17 protein-coding genes are annotated in these 13,997 nt (G+C 73.3%); 5 read left to right on the top strand and 12 right to left on the bottom strand.

Going from position 1 to position 13,997, the window contains the following annotated elements; translation table 11 throughout:
- Positions 1–7 precede the first annotated feature (7 nt).
- The gene (locus tag ACIBK1_RS00295; protein ID WP_396731161.1) at positions 8–619 is read right to left on the bottom strand and encodes a DUF998 domain-containing protein; all 612 of its coding nucleotides are present in this window, start codon (positions 617–619) and stop codon (positions 8–10) included.
- Between the two features lie 624 nt (positions 620–1,243).
- Between ACIBK1_RS00295 and ACIBK1_RS00290 the strand changes: the two genes are divergently transcribed.
- The 3 genes from ACIBK1_RS00290 to ACIBK1_RS00280 are packed head-to-tail and all read left to right on the top strand — an operon-like array spanning position 1,244 to position 5,399.
- Positions 1,244–3,625, top strand: a complete 2,382-nt coding sequence (locus tag ACIBK1_RS00290) for a hypothetical protein (RefSeq protein ID WP_396731158.1) — start codon at positions 1,244–1,246, stop codon at positions 3,623–3,625.
- Between the two features lie 41 nt (positions 3,626–3,666).
- Entirely contained in the window at positions 3,667–4,647 is a 981-nt protein-coding gene (locus tag ACIBK1_RS00285) for a MinD/ParA family protein (protein ID WP_396731155.1), read from the top strand.
- Positions 4,647–5,399 carry a hypothetical protein gene (locus ACIBK1_RS00280; RefSeq protein WP_363537205.1) on the top strand — a complete coding sequence of 251 codons (753 nt, stop codon included), beginning with the start codon at positions 4,647–4,649 and terminating at the stop codon, positions 5,397–5,399. Before ACIBK1_RS00285 ends, ACIBK1_RS00280 begins: the two co-directional genes overlap by 1 nt.
- Before the next feature lie 848 nt (positions 5,400–6,247).
- Here ACIBK1_RS00280 and ACIBK1_RS00275 read toward each other — a convergent pair.
- Positions 6,248–6,904, bottom strand: coding sequence for a hypothetical protein (locus tag ACIBK1_RS00275; RefSeq protein ID WP_396731152.1), 657 nt, complete (start codon positions 6,902–6,904; stop codon positions 6,248–6,250).
- Between the two features lie 130 nt (positions 6,905–7,034).
- On the opposite strand from ACIBK1_RS00275, the gene ACIBK1_RS00270 reads away from it, so the two are divergent.
- Both ACIBK1_RS00270 and ACIBK1_RS00265 read left to right on the top strand, forming a co-directional pair.
- On the top strand, positions 7,035–7,616 hold the full coding sequence (locus tag ACIBK1_RS00270; RefSeq protein ID WP_396731150.1) for a hypothetical protein: 582 nt from the start codon (positions 7,035–7,037) through the stop codon (positions 7,614–7,616).
- Positions 7,617–7,671: 55 nt separating this feature from the next.
- Entirely contained in the window at positions 7,672–7,914 is a 243-nt protein-coding gene (locus ACIBK1_RS00265) for a CDGSH iron-sulfur domain-containing protein (protein WP_357327196.1), read from the top strand.
- Here the strand turns inward: ACIBK1_RS00265 and ACIBK1_RS00260 are convergent.
- The 10 genes from ACIBK1_RS00260 to ACIBK1_RS00215 form a co-directional block, all read right to left on the bottom strand.
- Complete coding sequence (locus ACIBK1_RS00260; protein ID WP_396731147.1) at positions 7,863–8,966, bottom strand: glycosyltransferase; 1,104 nt, start codon at positions 8,964–8,966, stop codon at positions 7,863–7,865. The genes ACIBK1_RS00265 and ACIBK1_RS00260 overlap by 52 nt on opposite strands.
- Positions 8,963–9,982 carry an iron-containing redox enzyme family protein gene (locus tag ACIBK1_RS00255; RefSeq protein ID WP_030509747.1) on the bottom strand — a complete coding sequence of 340 codons (1,020 nt, stop codon included), beginning with the start codon at positions 9,980–9,982 and terminating at the stop codon, positions 8,963–8,965. Before ACIBK1_RS00255 ends, ACIBK1_RS00260 begins: the two co-directional genes overlap by 4 nt.
- On the bottom strand, positions 9,982–10,719 hold the full coding sequence (locus tag ACIBK1_RS00250) for a class I SAM-dependent DNA methyltransferase (RefSeq protein ID WP_030509748.1): 738 nt from the start codon (positions 10,717–10,719) through the stop codon (positions 9,982–9,984). Before ACIBK1_RS00250 ends, ACIBK1_RS00255 begins: the two co-directional genes overlap by 1 nt.
- Before the next feature lie 61 nt (positions 10,720–10,780).
- On the bottom strand, positions 10,781–11,017 hold the full coding sequence (locus ACIBK1_RS00245; RefSeq protein ID WP_030509749.1) for a hypothetical protein: 237 nt from the start codon (positions 11,015–11,017) through the stop codon (positions 10,781–10,783).
- Between the two features lie 69 nt (positions 11,018–11,086).
- A complete protein-coding gene (locus ACIBK1_RS00240; protein WP_081903742.1) occupies positions 11,087–11,536 on the bottom strand; it encodes a gas vesicle protein K in 450 nt (149 codons plus the stop codon).
- On the bottom strand, positions 11,523–11,840 hold the full coding sequence (locus tag ACIBK1_RS00235; protein WP_081903743.1) for a gas vesicle protein: 318 nt from the start codon (positions 11,838–11,840) through the stop codon (positions 11,523–11,525). The genes ACIBK1_RS00240 and ACIBK1_RS00235 overlap by 14 nt, the downstream gene beginning before the upstream one ends.
- Positions 11,837–12,826 (bottom strand): GvpL/GvpF family gas vesicle protein, encoded by a 990-nt coding sequence (locus ACIBK1_RS00230; protein ID WP_396731140.1) that lies wholly within the window; start codon positions 12,824–12,826, stop codon positions 11,837–11,839. Before ACIBK1_RS00230 ends, ACIBK1_RS00235 begins: the two co-directional genes overlap by 4 nt.
- Positions 12,819–13,313 (bottom strand): gas vesicle protein, encoded by a 495-nt coding sequence (locus tag ACIBK1_RS00225; protein WP_083744695.1) that lies wholly within the window; start codon positions 13,311–13,313, stop codon positions 12,819–12,821. The genes ACIBK1_RS00230 and ACIBK1_RS00225 overlap by 8 nt, the downstream gene beginning before the upstream one ends.
- Complete coding sequence (gene gvpO, locus ACIBK1_RS00220) at positions 13,310–13,741, bottom strand: gas vesicle protein GvpO (RefSeq protein ID WP_231514010.1); 432 nt, start codon at positions 13,739–13,741, stop codon at positions 13,310–13,312. The genes ACIBK1_RS00225 and gvpO overlap by 4 nt, the downstream gene beginning before the upstream one ends.
- A gap of 7 nt (positions 13,742–13,748) precedes the next feature.
- A complete protein-coding gene (locus ACIBK1_RS00215; RefSeq protein ID WP_030509755.1) occupies positions 13,749–13,982 on the bottom strand; it encodes a gas vesicle protein GvpG in 234 nt (77 codons plus the stop codon).
- Positions 13,983–13,997 lie beyond the last annotated feature (15 nt).

Genomic DNA, 13,997 nt, shown 5'->3' with positions numbered 1-13,997 from the left:
GTGACGATCAGGCGCGCAGGGTGTGTACGGCGAGAACCGCGAGCCAGGTCCAGGCGATGGTGACCGAGACGCGCTGGATCAGTCCGCCCACATCGACCAGGCGTTCCTTCTGGGCGAAAGCGGCGGTTGCCAGCGCCATCGTCGCGGCGAAGAGCACACCGCTCGCAACCGAGTAGATCGCCCATCCACGCGTGCCCGACCCGGCGAACACGAAGCAGGCCGCGGTCAGTGCAACGAACGCGACCATGGAGAAGAGGGAGTGGAGAACTCCCTGCCGGGTGCTGTGCTCAAGCCGGTCGGGAGTTCCGGGAGGAAAGCCGCTCACCGGATCCGTAGGGAAGATTCCCCCAGTGACCATGCCGATCGCCCAGACGCCGACCAGGAGTGCGCCCCAGTGTGAGGGGCCGGCACGCCAGAGGCCGACGGCGAAGGCCAGGGAAAGCAGGCCCGCGACGAAGAAGTTGGCTGTCTGAGTCCATCCGCGGTCGCCGATGGCGAGGGTGCTGATCGGATGGCGTCGCGGCCTGTAGTAGGCGCGTGCGGCGCCTTCGGTGAGGTACGCGACGGTGAAGAGGGGGCCCACGACCAACCCGCAGGCGAGCAGCAGTTGATCAACCATGACGTCAACGTAGGTAGGCGCCGACACGAGCGTCAATCCGAATTGACACGTGCCGGACCGCCTCACGCCGGGAATTCGCGGAGATCGCGTTTCCGCGACCTTCGGCGGATGTTCCGGGGGACCGCGGCGGAGCTGCTTCACGCCGAGACCGAGCGTGCGCGTGCTGTAATGCCGAAAAAGCATGGAAGGCTGGTTATTCCCCGAAGATATGAAGGCTATTCACATCGGATGTGGCGAACGGATGACGGGCGAAAGGCGGGCATGGAAACGCGTCCGCCGCCGGTTGTGCCCGGTGCGTGAAAACAGAATGAAAGAGCAGGTCATCCGGCCTGTGGTGCGGTTAGTGCAGACATGATCAGTAACTTCTCCAGACAAGTCCGGAGATAGTAACGGCGCTGCGACTGGGCCCCTTTCGGATGACCATATAGGTGTTATTTGCGGCTTATCCTCAACTCAGGATTTCTCTGGTTCTTTTCCTTCCCAACACATCGCAGTCAGTCTAAGATCTCGTTCTATGTATCGGTATGCATCAAGATTTCCTGTTAGGCAAGTGCCATGCCTAAGTCGCAGGGATGCTCTGGCCGAACATGACGCCGTCGTCGTCCTCACCCCGATCCGGTGCGCATGAATCCGCCCGCCGGGGATGTGACGCTCGACCCCGGCCGGGGGATGGCATGGGTGGACGAGCACGGCGCCCACCTCGTCGACTACGCCTCCGGCCACCTCGAGTCCGGCCCCATGCTCACGGCGGTGATCGCCGCGCTGGAGTCGTGTGCCGCCCGCGAACGGCCCGGGAACGTTTCAGACCGGGCCTGGCTGCTGTCCGCGTTGCGCCGTGAGGTCGCCACCGGCCCGGGGCGGGGATTCCTGCCCGGGCCCGGCACCGGCGGCCCCGACCACCTCGCGGTGCGGCGCGCGTGGCGCCTGGCGGACCCACTGGGCGCGGAGACGCTGCTCCTGCTCTACCGCCACGAACTCCCGCTTCGAGATCTCGTGTACGTGCTCGCGCTGCCGCTGAAGGAGGCCGGCAGGCTCATCGCGCGCACCCAGGACGTGGTGGAGATCCTCGTGAGCGGGCTGGACGGCCTCGCCCGGGGCCGGCCGATCTGCCCGGAGATCGCCCCGCTGGCCGCCGCCGTCTTCCCGGACGAGCACGGCGAGGCGGCCGACTTCGGCGCCGCCCGTACGGCGCTGCTCCGGCACATCGTGACGTGCGTGGTGTGCAAGCGGCCCATCAACATCCGATACACCGTTCCGCAGATCCTCTCCCGCCCTCCGGTCGCCGACCTCACGCCCGAGACCAGGCAGCGACTGCTGGACGCCCTGGGCAGGGCCAGGCACAGGGCCAGGCTCGCTCCGCCGTCCCCTCCGCCGGCCGCTCCTGCCTCCCCTCCACGCTCGGCTCCCGCGTCCCCTTCGCTGTCCTCTCCCGTGTTCGCTCCCGTGTCCGCTCCTGCCTCCCCTCCCGTTTCCGCTCCTGAGCCCCCTCCGCAGGCCGCTTCGGCAGAGCGGGCGGGCCATCGGCCCCCCTCGTCGTTCGGCATGCCGCTGTCCGCTCCCGTGGACACCGCACCTGCTCCTGCTCCTGCGCCAGCGCCCGCTCCCGTGGTGGCGCCCGCGACCGCTTCCGCGCCAGCCGTCCCCGCACCGGCGTCCCCTGCGGCGCCTCCGTCCGCTCCGCCGTCGATGCCGGCCGCTTCCGGCCTGTCGCCGGTCGGGTTCCGCGAGGAGTCCCGTCCGCCGTCCCGGGAGGACAGGGGAGACCGGGAGAGCAGGGGGGACCGGGAGGACAGGGGAGATCGGGAGGGCAGGGGGGACCGCGAGCACACGAGACCCGGCCCCCTGGTTCCGCCCGCGCAGCCGGAAGCGCCGCGTCCTACCGGCACCGCGCCGGACGCCGGAGCCGAACCGCCGGAGCGCCCGGTGCGGGCCATCTCCCAGGAGGACACCCAGCCGAGCCTGCCGTGGTCGCCGGGCACGTTGAAGTCGCGCGCCGCGCAACGGCCCAACCCGTTCCCCGGGGCGGCGAGAGGGACGCACTCCGCCTCCGGAGAGGGGCCCGCGCTGCCGCCGGGGCAGGACACGCCCCTCTACAACGCGCTCCTCTCGCAGATCAGGGCCAGGGAGGCCCTGGCGCACGCCGCCGAGGCGGTCCCGGCCCCTGCCCCCGCTCCCGCGCTCGTCCACGTCGCCGATGCCGCCCACACGGCGGGCGAGGTGGAGCTCGCCCGCAGACCGCCGGCCGGTGCGCAGGTCAGGATCGTCCAGGTTCTGGCCCGGGTCGGCACGCTGCTTCGGGCGACCGCCTTGCGGATCGTCATCGTCGTCGTCGCGGGGGCGGCGGGGACCGTGACGGGAATCAACCTCTTCGCTCCTGCCCCCCAGTCCCAGAGAGGGGCGCTGGAGGCGAGCGCCGTGCAGCCGTCCGCCGATCCGGCGGGAACGGGGACGGGCGCGAACCCCGCGGCGACCGGCGGAACGGACGGCGCGGCGGCGGGCGGCACCACGACCGGCGGCACCACGAGCACGGCCCCCGGCACGCCGCAGGTCACGGTGACCGCGACCGCCGCTGGGGGCGGCACCGCCGGGGGCGCCGCGCAGCCCGGCGGACAGCAGGGCACGGCGGCCGAGGGCGCCACTGGCGAGGGTGCCACGCGGTCCGGTGGGCAGGGCGCCGCTCCCGACACCCCCGCATCGCCCGGCGCCTTCCTGATGGGCGCCTGGGGCGTGCAGGCACCGTCCGTCGTCACACTCGACGCGTTCGGGAGGGGGACCCTCACTCTCTCGACGACCTCTGGAAAACCCGTGAAATGGCGGATATCGGCTCCCGGCCTGATGGTCGAGCCGTCCAGCGGAACGCTCAAGCCCGGGCACACCGACGTGCTCACCGTGCGCGCGTTGCGCGTCCGCTACTGGTGCGGGGTTCCCTCGCCCGTGACGGCGCCGCTCGAACTGCACGGCCCGAAGGGCAAAGGCACCGCCACCGCGCGATGGAGCACCTGCTGACCGCCCCTGTTTCCTCCTGTCCTCGGTGAAAGGACCCGCCCATGACCGAGATCCGCACTTCGGTGCCCACTCCTGCCGAGCAGCTCCCGGAGAGCGTGCCTCTCACGGCCGAACATCTGTTGACCAACCGCCGCATAGAGCCCACCGGCGGATGGCGGCGGCTCGTCTACCAGCTCTCCGGCGGCCGGATCATCCCCTCGGAGTCGGCGGCGGAGATGGAACGGCGCACGCTGATCGCCCAGGCCCAGACGCCCGTCGCCAGCGGTCACCACAGGATCGCGGTCATGAGCCTCAAAGGCGGGGTGGGGAAGACCACGACGACGGCGGCGCTGGGCAACACGCTGGCCTCGTTGCGCGGCGACCGGGTGATCGCCATCGACGCCAACCCCGACAGGGGGACGCTCGGCATCAAGGTCAAGTCGGAGACCGCGGCGACGATCAGGACCCTGCTGGCCGAGGCGCCGCACATCGTCAGGTACGCCGACGCCCGCGCGTTCACCTCGCAGTCGTCCGCCCGGCTGGAGGTGCTCGCGTCCGACACCGACCCGGCCGTCAGCGAGGCCTTCGACGCCGAGGACTACCGTACGGTCGCCAACCTGATCGAGCGCTACTACTCGATCTGCATCACCGACTGCGGCACCGGGCTCCTGCACGGCGCGATGGGCGCCACGCTGGAGCTCGCCGATCAGATCGTGCTGGTCACCATGGTCGCGGTGGACGGCGCGAGCTCGGCCGCCGCGACCCTCGACTGGCTCACCGCCCACGGCCACGGCCACCTGGTCAAGAACGCCATCGTCGTGCTGAACGCGGTCGAGCCGAAGTCACACGTGGACGTCGACCTGCTCGAACGCCACTTCGCCGGGCGCTGCCGCACGGTGGTGCGGGTGCCGTTCGACCCGCATCTGAAGGAGGGCGCGGAGGTCGACCTGGCCCGGCTGCGGCCCACCACCCGGGGCGCGTACCTGCGCCTCGCCGCGGCCGCCGGGCAGGCGTTCTCGCAGCGGCAGGACCGGAGCAAGTAGTGGGACCGGTCATCCCCGATCCGGCGCTCGACTGGGACCTGGGACCACCGCGACGGTGGGATCCCCGGCACCTGATCGTCGCCGTCGCGGGGGTCGTCACCGTCGTGGCCGTCGCGGTGATCGTGCTGCAGACCCGGCAGGGCGCGCCGCCGCCCACGCCGGCGCGCGTCGTCGCGCCGGCCGTCGCGCTGGCGGTGCCCACCGGTCACGAGGGCGACGGGGGCTATCCCGTCGGCTTCCCCCACACCGAGATCGGGGCGGCGTCCGCCGCGGCCGCCGCCCTGGAGGCCGCCTGGACGCTCGACGTCGGCCAGGCGGAACAGGCGGCCGCGCTGTACGCCCCGCCGGACCAGCGTGAGGCGGCACGCGAGGGTGCCCGCGACGCCGTACGCGGCTGGCGGGAGACCCTCGGCCTTCCCCCCGAAGGCGAACTCCCCGCCGGGGCGGCCCTGCGGACGCAGACGATCGGCGTCCAGTGGAGGGTCCGCTCCGAGGACCAGGTGCAGGTCTCCGTCCTGGTTCAGGTCACGGCGGCCACGGGCGCCGGTGCCACCGGCCCCGTCTACTCCAGCCCCTACGCCATGAGCCTGCTGATGGCGTGGAAGCCCGATATGCGTGGTGCGGACAAGGGCGACTGGGTGAACATCCCCGACCCGACCCCCCCGTCCGTGCCCGCAGCAGCTCTCCCAGGGACGCCCGAGTTCGCCACGGCGGGCTGGAAGTCCCTCATCGGTCCCCGGCCCACTCCCTAGATCGAGGAAGAGCCCTCAATGACCCCCCGAATGTCCTCCCGGCGCGCCACCCTGGTCTCCGGCCTGCTCCTGGCCGCGGTGTCCGCGACCGGCGGCGCCGTCGTCGCGCAGCCCTGGGCGGCCGTGGCCGAGCCCGGCCGGGACGCCCCCCCACCGATAGAAGGCGCCGCCCCCCTGGCCGCGCCCACCTCCGACGAGCCCGGCGGCGCCATGTCGTCCTCGTCGGATTCGTCGTCATCATCGGACTCGGCGTCGGGTTCGGCGCCCGATTCCTCGTCGGGCGGTCTTTCGCCGGGCGATTCCGGAGGCGTGCGTGCCGGTGCGCACGGCGACGCCGCGAACGCCCCGGACGACACCGCCTCCGACACCCGGACGGAGGTCAGGGCCGGCTCCGGTTCCTCCGCCGGCTCGTCCGATGTGGCCCGCGACTCCTCCGACGCCTCCCGTCGCTCCTCGCGTGGCTCCGATGGCGCCTCGGGCGCGGAGCAGGAATCGTCCCGGGGTACGGGTGATTCGTCCGGCTCCGCGGGCGACGGCCCCTCCGGGGACACGGCGAACACACCCGACCACACGACGATCGCGCCGAACCGTGCCCGCCACGAGCCCGACGGCGCCGGGAGCGCACCACGCGGCGCCGGGAACGCGGCGGAGAACGACGCGCCTGAAACACAGACGGCGGACAGGGCCGGCTCGCGTTCCTCCGGAGGCTCGTCCGGTGCGTCGCGTGACTCCGCCGGCAGCTCCGATCGCCCCTCCCGGGAATCACGGGAGTCCGCCGGATCATCCTCCGGCTCGTCCGGCGGTGCCTCGGGCACCGAGGCCGGAGCCTCCGCCCGCGACCGGACGGCCTACGAGACGCGTGATCGGGACCGTCGGGTCCGGAGCCGGAGGGCCCTGTCCGCGCCGAGGGTGCAGAGCAGGCCGGAGCCGAACGGCGGGCCGAGCGCGGCGGCGGCTCCGAAACCGGCGGCGGGCGGCGGCGCCACCGCGACTCCCGGCCAGACGGGCCAGCCCGGCCCAAACAGCCAGCCCGGCCAGACCGACCGGCCCGGCCTGTCGGGCCAGACCGGGCAGGGAGCGGCGGCGCCGACCGCGAGCAGCGGACCCACCGCGGCGGCGGCACAGGGCGCTGCGGCACAGAGTGCGGCGACACCGAGTGCGGCGGCAAAGAATGCTGCGGCACAGAGCGCTGTGGCACAGAGTGCTGTGGCACAGAGTGCTGCGGCTCGGGGGGCGGGTCCCGCCACTCCCGCACCCACCGCGAGCGGTGCGACCGCGCCCAAGGCGGGCAACGACCACACCGCGGCCGCTTCACCGCAGGCCAGCCCGCAAGCGCCCGTACCGGTGAGCGTCTCGCCCGCCCCGGGCACGACCCCCGGCACCACGCCGGGCACGACTCCGAGCACCACCCCCGGCACCACGGCGAGCACGCAACCGAGCTCCACGCCCACGAACGAACCGACGGGCACACCGTCCGAGAAGCCGTCGGAGAAACCGACGGTCACGCCCCCCGCGAGTCAGAAACCCACCACGAGTCAGAAACCCACCGCAAACCCGAAACCCACGGACAAGCAGGCGCCGACCGAGAAGCCGACGGCCAAGCCGACGCAGCAGCCTCCGCAGCCCAAGCCGAGCATGACCGTCACCGCGACCGCGCTTCCCGCCGCCACTCCACCCGCCGTTCCACAGGCGGGCGGTACGGCGAGGCCGGCGCAGACGGGCCCCCCGGCCGGGACGCCCACGTCTCCCACGGCTTCGACAGCCGGGCCGACGTCGCCGGGCAGCCCGGTGTGGGAGATTCCCGCGCAGTCGCTCACCGGCGGGTCCGCGGCGGTGCCGCCTCCCGCCGGCGGACAGCCGCCGACCGCACCGATCGTGATCCCGGGATATCTGCCGCTGCCGCCGCTGGTCGCCCATGCGCATGATCGGTGCGGGGACGACGGCACGGCCGGCTGCTGGAGTCTGGCGCCCTGGCGAAGCCGTACGTCCGGGCACTCCGCGGAGTTCTCGGCCGGCGAGCGGACGAGCGGCACGGCGACGCCACGTTGGGCCTTCGCCCCGCCGAGCGTGAAGTCGGGCGTGCCCAGCCCGTCGGGCGTCCCCGGCGCGTTCAGCGCGCCGTTCGCCGGGTCCGCGCTCGCGGCGGACGAATCGGACGCGGGCCGGGCCGGATGCTGGGCCTTCAGCCCGTCCGCCCACTGCGCGAGATGGGACTGACCGTACGCCGCCGACCACGTGTTATGCCGTCACCGTTCCGGGCACGCTGCACCGCATGGAGCACATGGCGGAGGACCCGGCCACGGTGGCGGCGGTCACGGTGACGCCCTGCGAGGACGGCCCGCTGCTGGTGCGCGGGCCGTTCACGCTGATGACGCAGGACGGACGGCGCATCGATCCGGGCAGGGCGACGGTGGCGCTGTGCCGCTGCGGCAGGTCCTCGACCAAGCCCTTCTGCGACGGCTCTCACAAGGCGGCCGGCTTCCGCGCGGCGAGCGAGCCCGACCCGCCCGGCTGACAACGCACCGGCGGCCGGTCGCCGAGGTCCCATCCGGAGGGGACGGACGCCTGGAGCGCGCGGTGGCGGAGCAGTCGCGTCGAATGCGCGGCGACACGCAGGCGACGCCCCGCGTACGGCACGCCGCCGAGCACGAACCTCGCGGCGAGGGCCGCCCAGCTGCAGGTGGCGCGTTCGAGCACCCAGACCGGCGCGAACAGGCCGGCCGTGGCGGGGAAGACCCGGCGGCCTCCGGCGCGGCGGCGTCCGATCTCCGCCAGGCCGACCGCCGCCACCGCGCCCGCCACGATCGACGCCGGCCGGCGTCGCCACAACGCCGCGCCCACGCAGGGGAGGACGGCGAGGAAGACCGCCATCCGCGCGGGCTGCGCCAGGTCGTCGTACGCCTGCCGGATCCGCTGCGACCAGAACCGGCGGGTGTCGGGCGGCAGGCGCCGCACGTACAGGTCGAGCGGGCGGACCTCCCGGCCGCCGTGGGCCCGGACCGTGCGAATGAGCTCCAGGTTCTCGAACAGCACGTCGCCGTCGTAGCCGCCCATCTTCTCGAACGTCGAGCGGCGTATGCCGAAGGTGCCCGGATAGTCCGCCCCGAGGCCGCGGTTGAGCAGGGTGCGGGCGGTGTCCCAGCGGGCGTGCCAGGGGAGCGGGTGGAAATGGTTCTGCGGGCGGACGAGGTCGGCGTGGTCGAGCAGGGCGTGGACCCGGGCGAGCGCGTCCGCGTCGTAGCGCACGTCGTCGTCGGCGATGACGACGTGCTCGGCGCGCGCACGGCGCATGCCGGTGAGCACGCCCGCCACCTTGCCGTTCGCGATCGTCAGGTCCTCGTCGGGCCGCACATGCACGGCGATGCCGCGCCACAGGCGTGCGTGCCGTTCGAACAGCGGTGACGGCGAGCCGTCCACCACCACGATCCGGGCGTGCCGGGACAGGTCGCGCAGATAGCCGGTCAGCTCCGTCAGCCCGGCGTCGTCCTGCCAGCGCAGCGGCAGCACGTAGTCGATCTCCGCGATGGCGCGGCCTGATCGGTGCGGGCGGCGGCCGTCTGTGGTCATCGCACCGTCACCTCGGCGTCCGTCTCCCGCAGCGAGGTGCGCCCCTCCCGCCAGCGGCCCAGCAGATGCTCCGCGAAGAGCCGGTCAAGGGTCAGCGCGCAGGCCGCGCCGTACAGGATGTCGCCGGTCAGGCCGGGGTGTTCCGCGGCGAACGCGCCGCACATGTCGTGCGCGGCGATCTGCTCGTGTACGGCGTCGGCCTGCACGTGCTCGTCGAAGTAGCGGCGCGCGCCGGCGTCGCCGCCCAGCCGCCGCAGGCCCTGGCTGTAGCGGCGGTTGGGAAGCGACGAGGTCATCTCGAACGCCGCGAGGTGCCCGAGGAGCGCGCCCCGGCGCCGGCGGTGCAGCCCGAACAGCGACATGACGTTGGTGATCGCGAGCGTCGCCCCGGGGACGAGGCCGAGGTAGGCGCCGTAGGAGTCGTCGAGGCCCAGCCCTCGCATGGTCGCCCGGAACAGCTCGGCGTGCATGCGCTCCGGCCTGCCGCCGCCGTACTCGTCGGACTGGATCTCCACCAGCGCGGCCTTCGGCCGCCCGAGCAGGCGCGGGATGCCCCACGTGTGGGGGTCGGCCTCCTTGAGCTGGTAGATCGACCGGTGGACCACGAACTCGCGGAACTGTGCTGTATTGGCTCTACTGCGCAGGTACGCCGACAGGGAGGGGCCGTCGTCGGCCGCCACCAGCGCCGCCAGGGCCCGGGGCACCTCCCGCGACGGCGGAGCCGGCGGGCGGGGCACGCGCCGGGCCAGCCACCCCTCGAACCACGTCTCCAGGCGCTCCCGCAGGGTGAGCAGCGACGGGTTCCACTCCCAGCGGTCGTCGACGCCGTCGACGCCCTGGTAGTGCAGCTCGTAACAGACGAACAGCGCGAGCTGGGCGTCCTCCTCGCCGAAGCACGGGTCGCCGCGCCGGTCGCCGTACGGGCCGGCGGGCGGCGGGCCGAAGGCGTGCGGCGGCCGGGCCAGCTCCGCGAAGAGCCGCTCGGTGAGCGGCCCTCTGGGCGCGGGCAACTGCATCAGCTCTCCAGCAGACGGTAGACGGACACGTGGGCGCGACTGTCGTCGGTGAACGGGGCGCCGGACCAGTCGGCCCAGCGGTGCTCCCGCCGCATCCCGGCGAGCCGGGCCATGAGGTCCAGCTCGCACGGCCAGGCGTAGCGGTGGTTGGCCGGCAGCAGCCGCAGGCCGTCCGCGGTCATCCGCAGTCTCGTGCTGTGCATGAACTGCTCGGCCGGGCTCAGCCGGGCGGCCTCGACGACGACCTCGTCGTCGCCCAGCGACAGCAGCCGCAGCGACGTCCGATCGCGGAAGGCCGCGGGGTCCGGCACCCACGCCTCGATCACGAAGCGCCCGCCGGGCCGCAGATGGGCGGCCGCGTTGCGGAAGCACCGCACCTGGGCCTCCTGGGAGGGCAACGCGAAGACGGTGTTGAAGGCCAGCAGGACGAGCGCGAACCGCCCCTCGACCCGCACCTCCGAGAAGTCGCCCACGGTCACGGGGATGCGGTCGCCGCCGGGCTTGCCGCGAAGGGCCGCCACCATGTCGGGTGACCCGTCGACGCCCGCCACGGCCAGGCCGCGGGCGGCGAGGGGAAGCGCCAGCCTGCCGGTGCCGATCCCGAACTCCAGGACGGGCCCTCCCCCGGCGAGCCGGAAGACGCGCTCGACCGCCAGACCGGTGGGCAGGTGCTCCACCATCTCGTCGTAGATGTCGGCGATCGTCCGCCCGTACGCGGACTCGTCGAATCCCCCCATACGCTCCCCCCAGCGCCCCAGCGCCCCAGCGCCCTAACGTCCCGGCACCGCGGTCGGTCCGTCACGCCCCCAGGTCGCGGGCGACCACGTCGAGCTGGTCCGCGAGCTCGCCGAGCCGCCGGTCGTCCACCGGGCCGTCTCCCAGCCGGCTCTCCAGGTCGCGCCGGCTGGCGATCACCAAGCCCTCCGCCCGCGACTCCGGCACGACCTCGCACCGGCCGCCCACCAGCACCAGCGTCGCGTCGGGCGACGGCGACTCCAGCAGTGCGCGGACCTTGTCCCGGCCGACGACACCCATGACGTCCCCTCCCGGCGCCGATCGTCTCCTCCGCCTACCCCTGCCACCTGGTCGTACACGCCCGCGCGCTCACCGAGCGTCGGTGGGCAGCAGCGTGCCGAGGGGCCCCAGGTCGAGGTTGAGGTCGGACGGCGAGAGGTCGAACCGCTCGCACAGCTCGGTCATGGCCTCCTCCAGGCGCATCAGCGTCAGGCCGAGCGTCTCGACCTGCTCGTCGGACAGGTCGCCCTGGTCCATCCGCCGGATGGCCTGCCGTTCCACGAGCTGGCGCACGAGCTCGACGAGCGTCAGCACGAGACGGCTCAGGTCGCGCCGCACCGCGTCCGGGTCGGTGTTCAGCCGCCAGGGGCTGCCTCTCCCGGATTCCGTGCCCCGCTCCTCATGAGCGGTCTCCCACTGAGCTGCTTCCCGCTGAGCTGATTCCCCCTGATAGGGGCCGCCCGTCTCGGTCTCCACGCCCAGCCGCCACGGCCCCGCCGCGGTGTCCCACGGAGCGCTCCTGGCCTCACCACCGGTCATCCTCACTCTCCCTTCCGCCGCCGCGATCGACCGTCGCCCGCCCGCTTTCCGCGTACGGCTCGCCGAGCGGGTCGAACGGCTCGGTGCCGCGTACGGAGCCGAGCAGCGCCCGCAGGGAGATGCGGACGAGGTCGACGTCGGCGATCGACAGCACGATGTCGCCGGTGATCACCACGCCGCCCGCGAGCAGCCGGTCGAGCAGGTCGACGAGCGCCACGCGCTCGGGCGGCAGGCGGCCCTCGTCGGCGAGGGCGGCGCCCCGAGGCCGCTCCGGCAGGTACGCCGGGGTCCCTCCGGGCGTCATCGCACGCCCCCGGCCCGGCCCGCCCCGAGGTCGATCGAGGTGAAGGAGTAGGGCGCCCACGGGCCGGTGAGTTCGACGTCCAGGAACCGGTCGCGGTAGCCGTCGAGCACCGCGGCGAACTCCTCCTCGCGGGCCGGATCCACCAGGTAGGCGCCATTGAGCACCATCGACTCGCTCCGCCCGGACAACTGGGGGTCCTGCGGGCGGTGGCGGCGGCTCGCCACGGCGATCCGTCCCAGCTCGGCGTGCAGGAGCTCGGCCCGCTCGGCCGCCGCGCGCCACAGGTCCTCCCTGCCGCGCAGGCTCTCCTTCTTCCGGCGCAGATATGCCATGCCGGGGCTGTCGCCACCGCCCGCGGCGGTGGCCGCGGGCGCCGGGGAGGGGGGTGGCGTGTCCCGGCGCAGGTAGGCCTTGACGCCCCACTCCCGCCGTCCCGCGACACGCGACAGGATCTCCGTGAAGTCGTCGTGCCGCAGGTCGAGAAGGTCGCGGACCTGCTCTTCGCCGGTGTAGACGGTGACGAGGCGCACGGGGGCGGTCGGCCCGGACGCCGCCAGCGCCTCGACGACCCGGTGGTGGGCGCGGGCGACTCCCTCCACCCAGTCGAGGTCCTCCAGCGAGCGGCGCAGCGGTTCCTCGCCGAACCGGTCGAGGGGCACGTCGCTGACGTAAGCCACGAGTCCGCCGCGAGGCACGGGCCGCACCACGCCGCCCATGACGCCGCGCAGGTCAGGAGGCCTCTCCGCGCTCTCCATGCTCTCTCCGGCCTTCCCGCTCTCCCCGGCCGTCCCGCTCGCTCCGGCCGTCCCGCTCTCCCCGGCCGTCCCGCTCGCTCCGGCCGTCCCGCTCTCCCCGGCCGTCCCGCTCGCTTCGGCCTTCCCGTTCTCCCCGGCGGGTGTCACCGCGTACAGGTAGACCCCCTGACCGACGCCGGGGTGGTTCTCGCTCACGGCGGGGTGGTTCTTGGCGGGGTGGTGGTCACGCACGGCCGGGCTCCGTTCCGCCGGGGCGGCCGAGCCGCCGGTCGCGGGCCTCGGCCTGGCGGTCACCCCGCCGCTCACCGGCGCGTTCTCCCGCACGCTCGACCGGTCCTCGCTCCTGCGCGCGCTCGCCCGGTTCGAGTTCCGTCCGTTCCTCCCAGGCGACCAGGCGCTCCTCGACCGCGCTCAGGCGCTCGCGGAGCCGGCGGTTCTCCTCGACCAGCTCACGGTCCTTGCCGCTGAGCCACGGGTCGCGCTCCCACCAGTCGATGCCGATCTCCCGCGCGGTGTCGACCGAGGCGATGACCAGCCGCAGCTTGATGGTCAGCAGCTCGATCTCCAGCAGATTCACCTTGATGTCGCCGGCGATCACGATGCCCCGGTCGAGCACGCGTTCCAGGATGTCGCCCAGGTTGGTCGACTCCCGGCCCATGACGGCGGGCGGCCCGTACGACGACTCGCGCAGGACGGGACGCGAGCGGGGATCGGTCATAGCCCACCGCCGTAGGCGCCCGTGCCACGCCGGTAGGTCCGGGTACGCCGGTAGGACATGAGGTTTCCTTCGTCGTCCACCTGGCACTCGTAGATCGACAGCATGTCGCCGGTCGATGGGACCCTGTGGTCCTCGACGACCTCGACGTCCACAAGCCAGCCGTTCTCCACGGGTTCCACCGACGTGACCCCCTCCGTCTCCTTGGAGGTCAGATCGGCGATGTAGCGCAGGCCGAGCCGTCCGGCGGACACCGCGTTCAGCGCGGCCCGGCGCCGGCGCGGCTCGGCGCGCTCGTCCCTGCGCTCGTCCTCGTCTTCGCCCTCGGACTCGTCGTACGGCCCGTCCTCCTCCGCGGGCATGCCCGAGGAAGCCCGCCGCCCGTACGGTGCGGCGTCCTCGTCATAACGGGCTCTTCGCCGGGGAGGCACGGGACGATCACCCCCTCCGCGGGCCGCTCATGAGCCTGAGGATCTCTTCCACGGCCTGGGCCTCCTCCTCTTCGGAGATCTGGCCCGAGCGCCTGGCCTCCTCGATGGCCTCCAGCCGCCGCCGGACCGCGGCCGGATCCCGCAGCTCATGCTCGACCTGCTGCTGGATCAGCTCGCCCAGCCGGATGACGCCGTGGACCGGGGCGAGCGGCCAGGTGAACAGCAAGCTGATCAGTCCCACGGCGGCCTCCTCTCA

The organism is Microbispora rosea (assembly GCF_044460045.1).
Lineage (GTDB): Bacteria > Actinomycetota > Actinomycetes > Streptosporangiales > Streptosporangiaceae > Microbispora > Microbispora rosea.
This window is presented reverse-complemented; position numbering and strand designations above follow the sequence as displayed.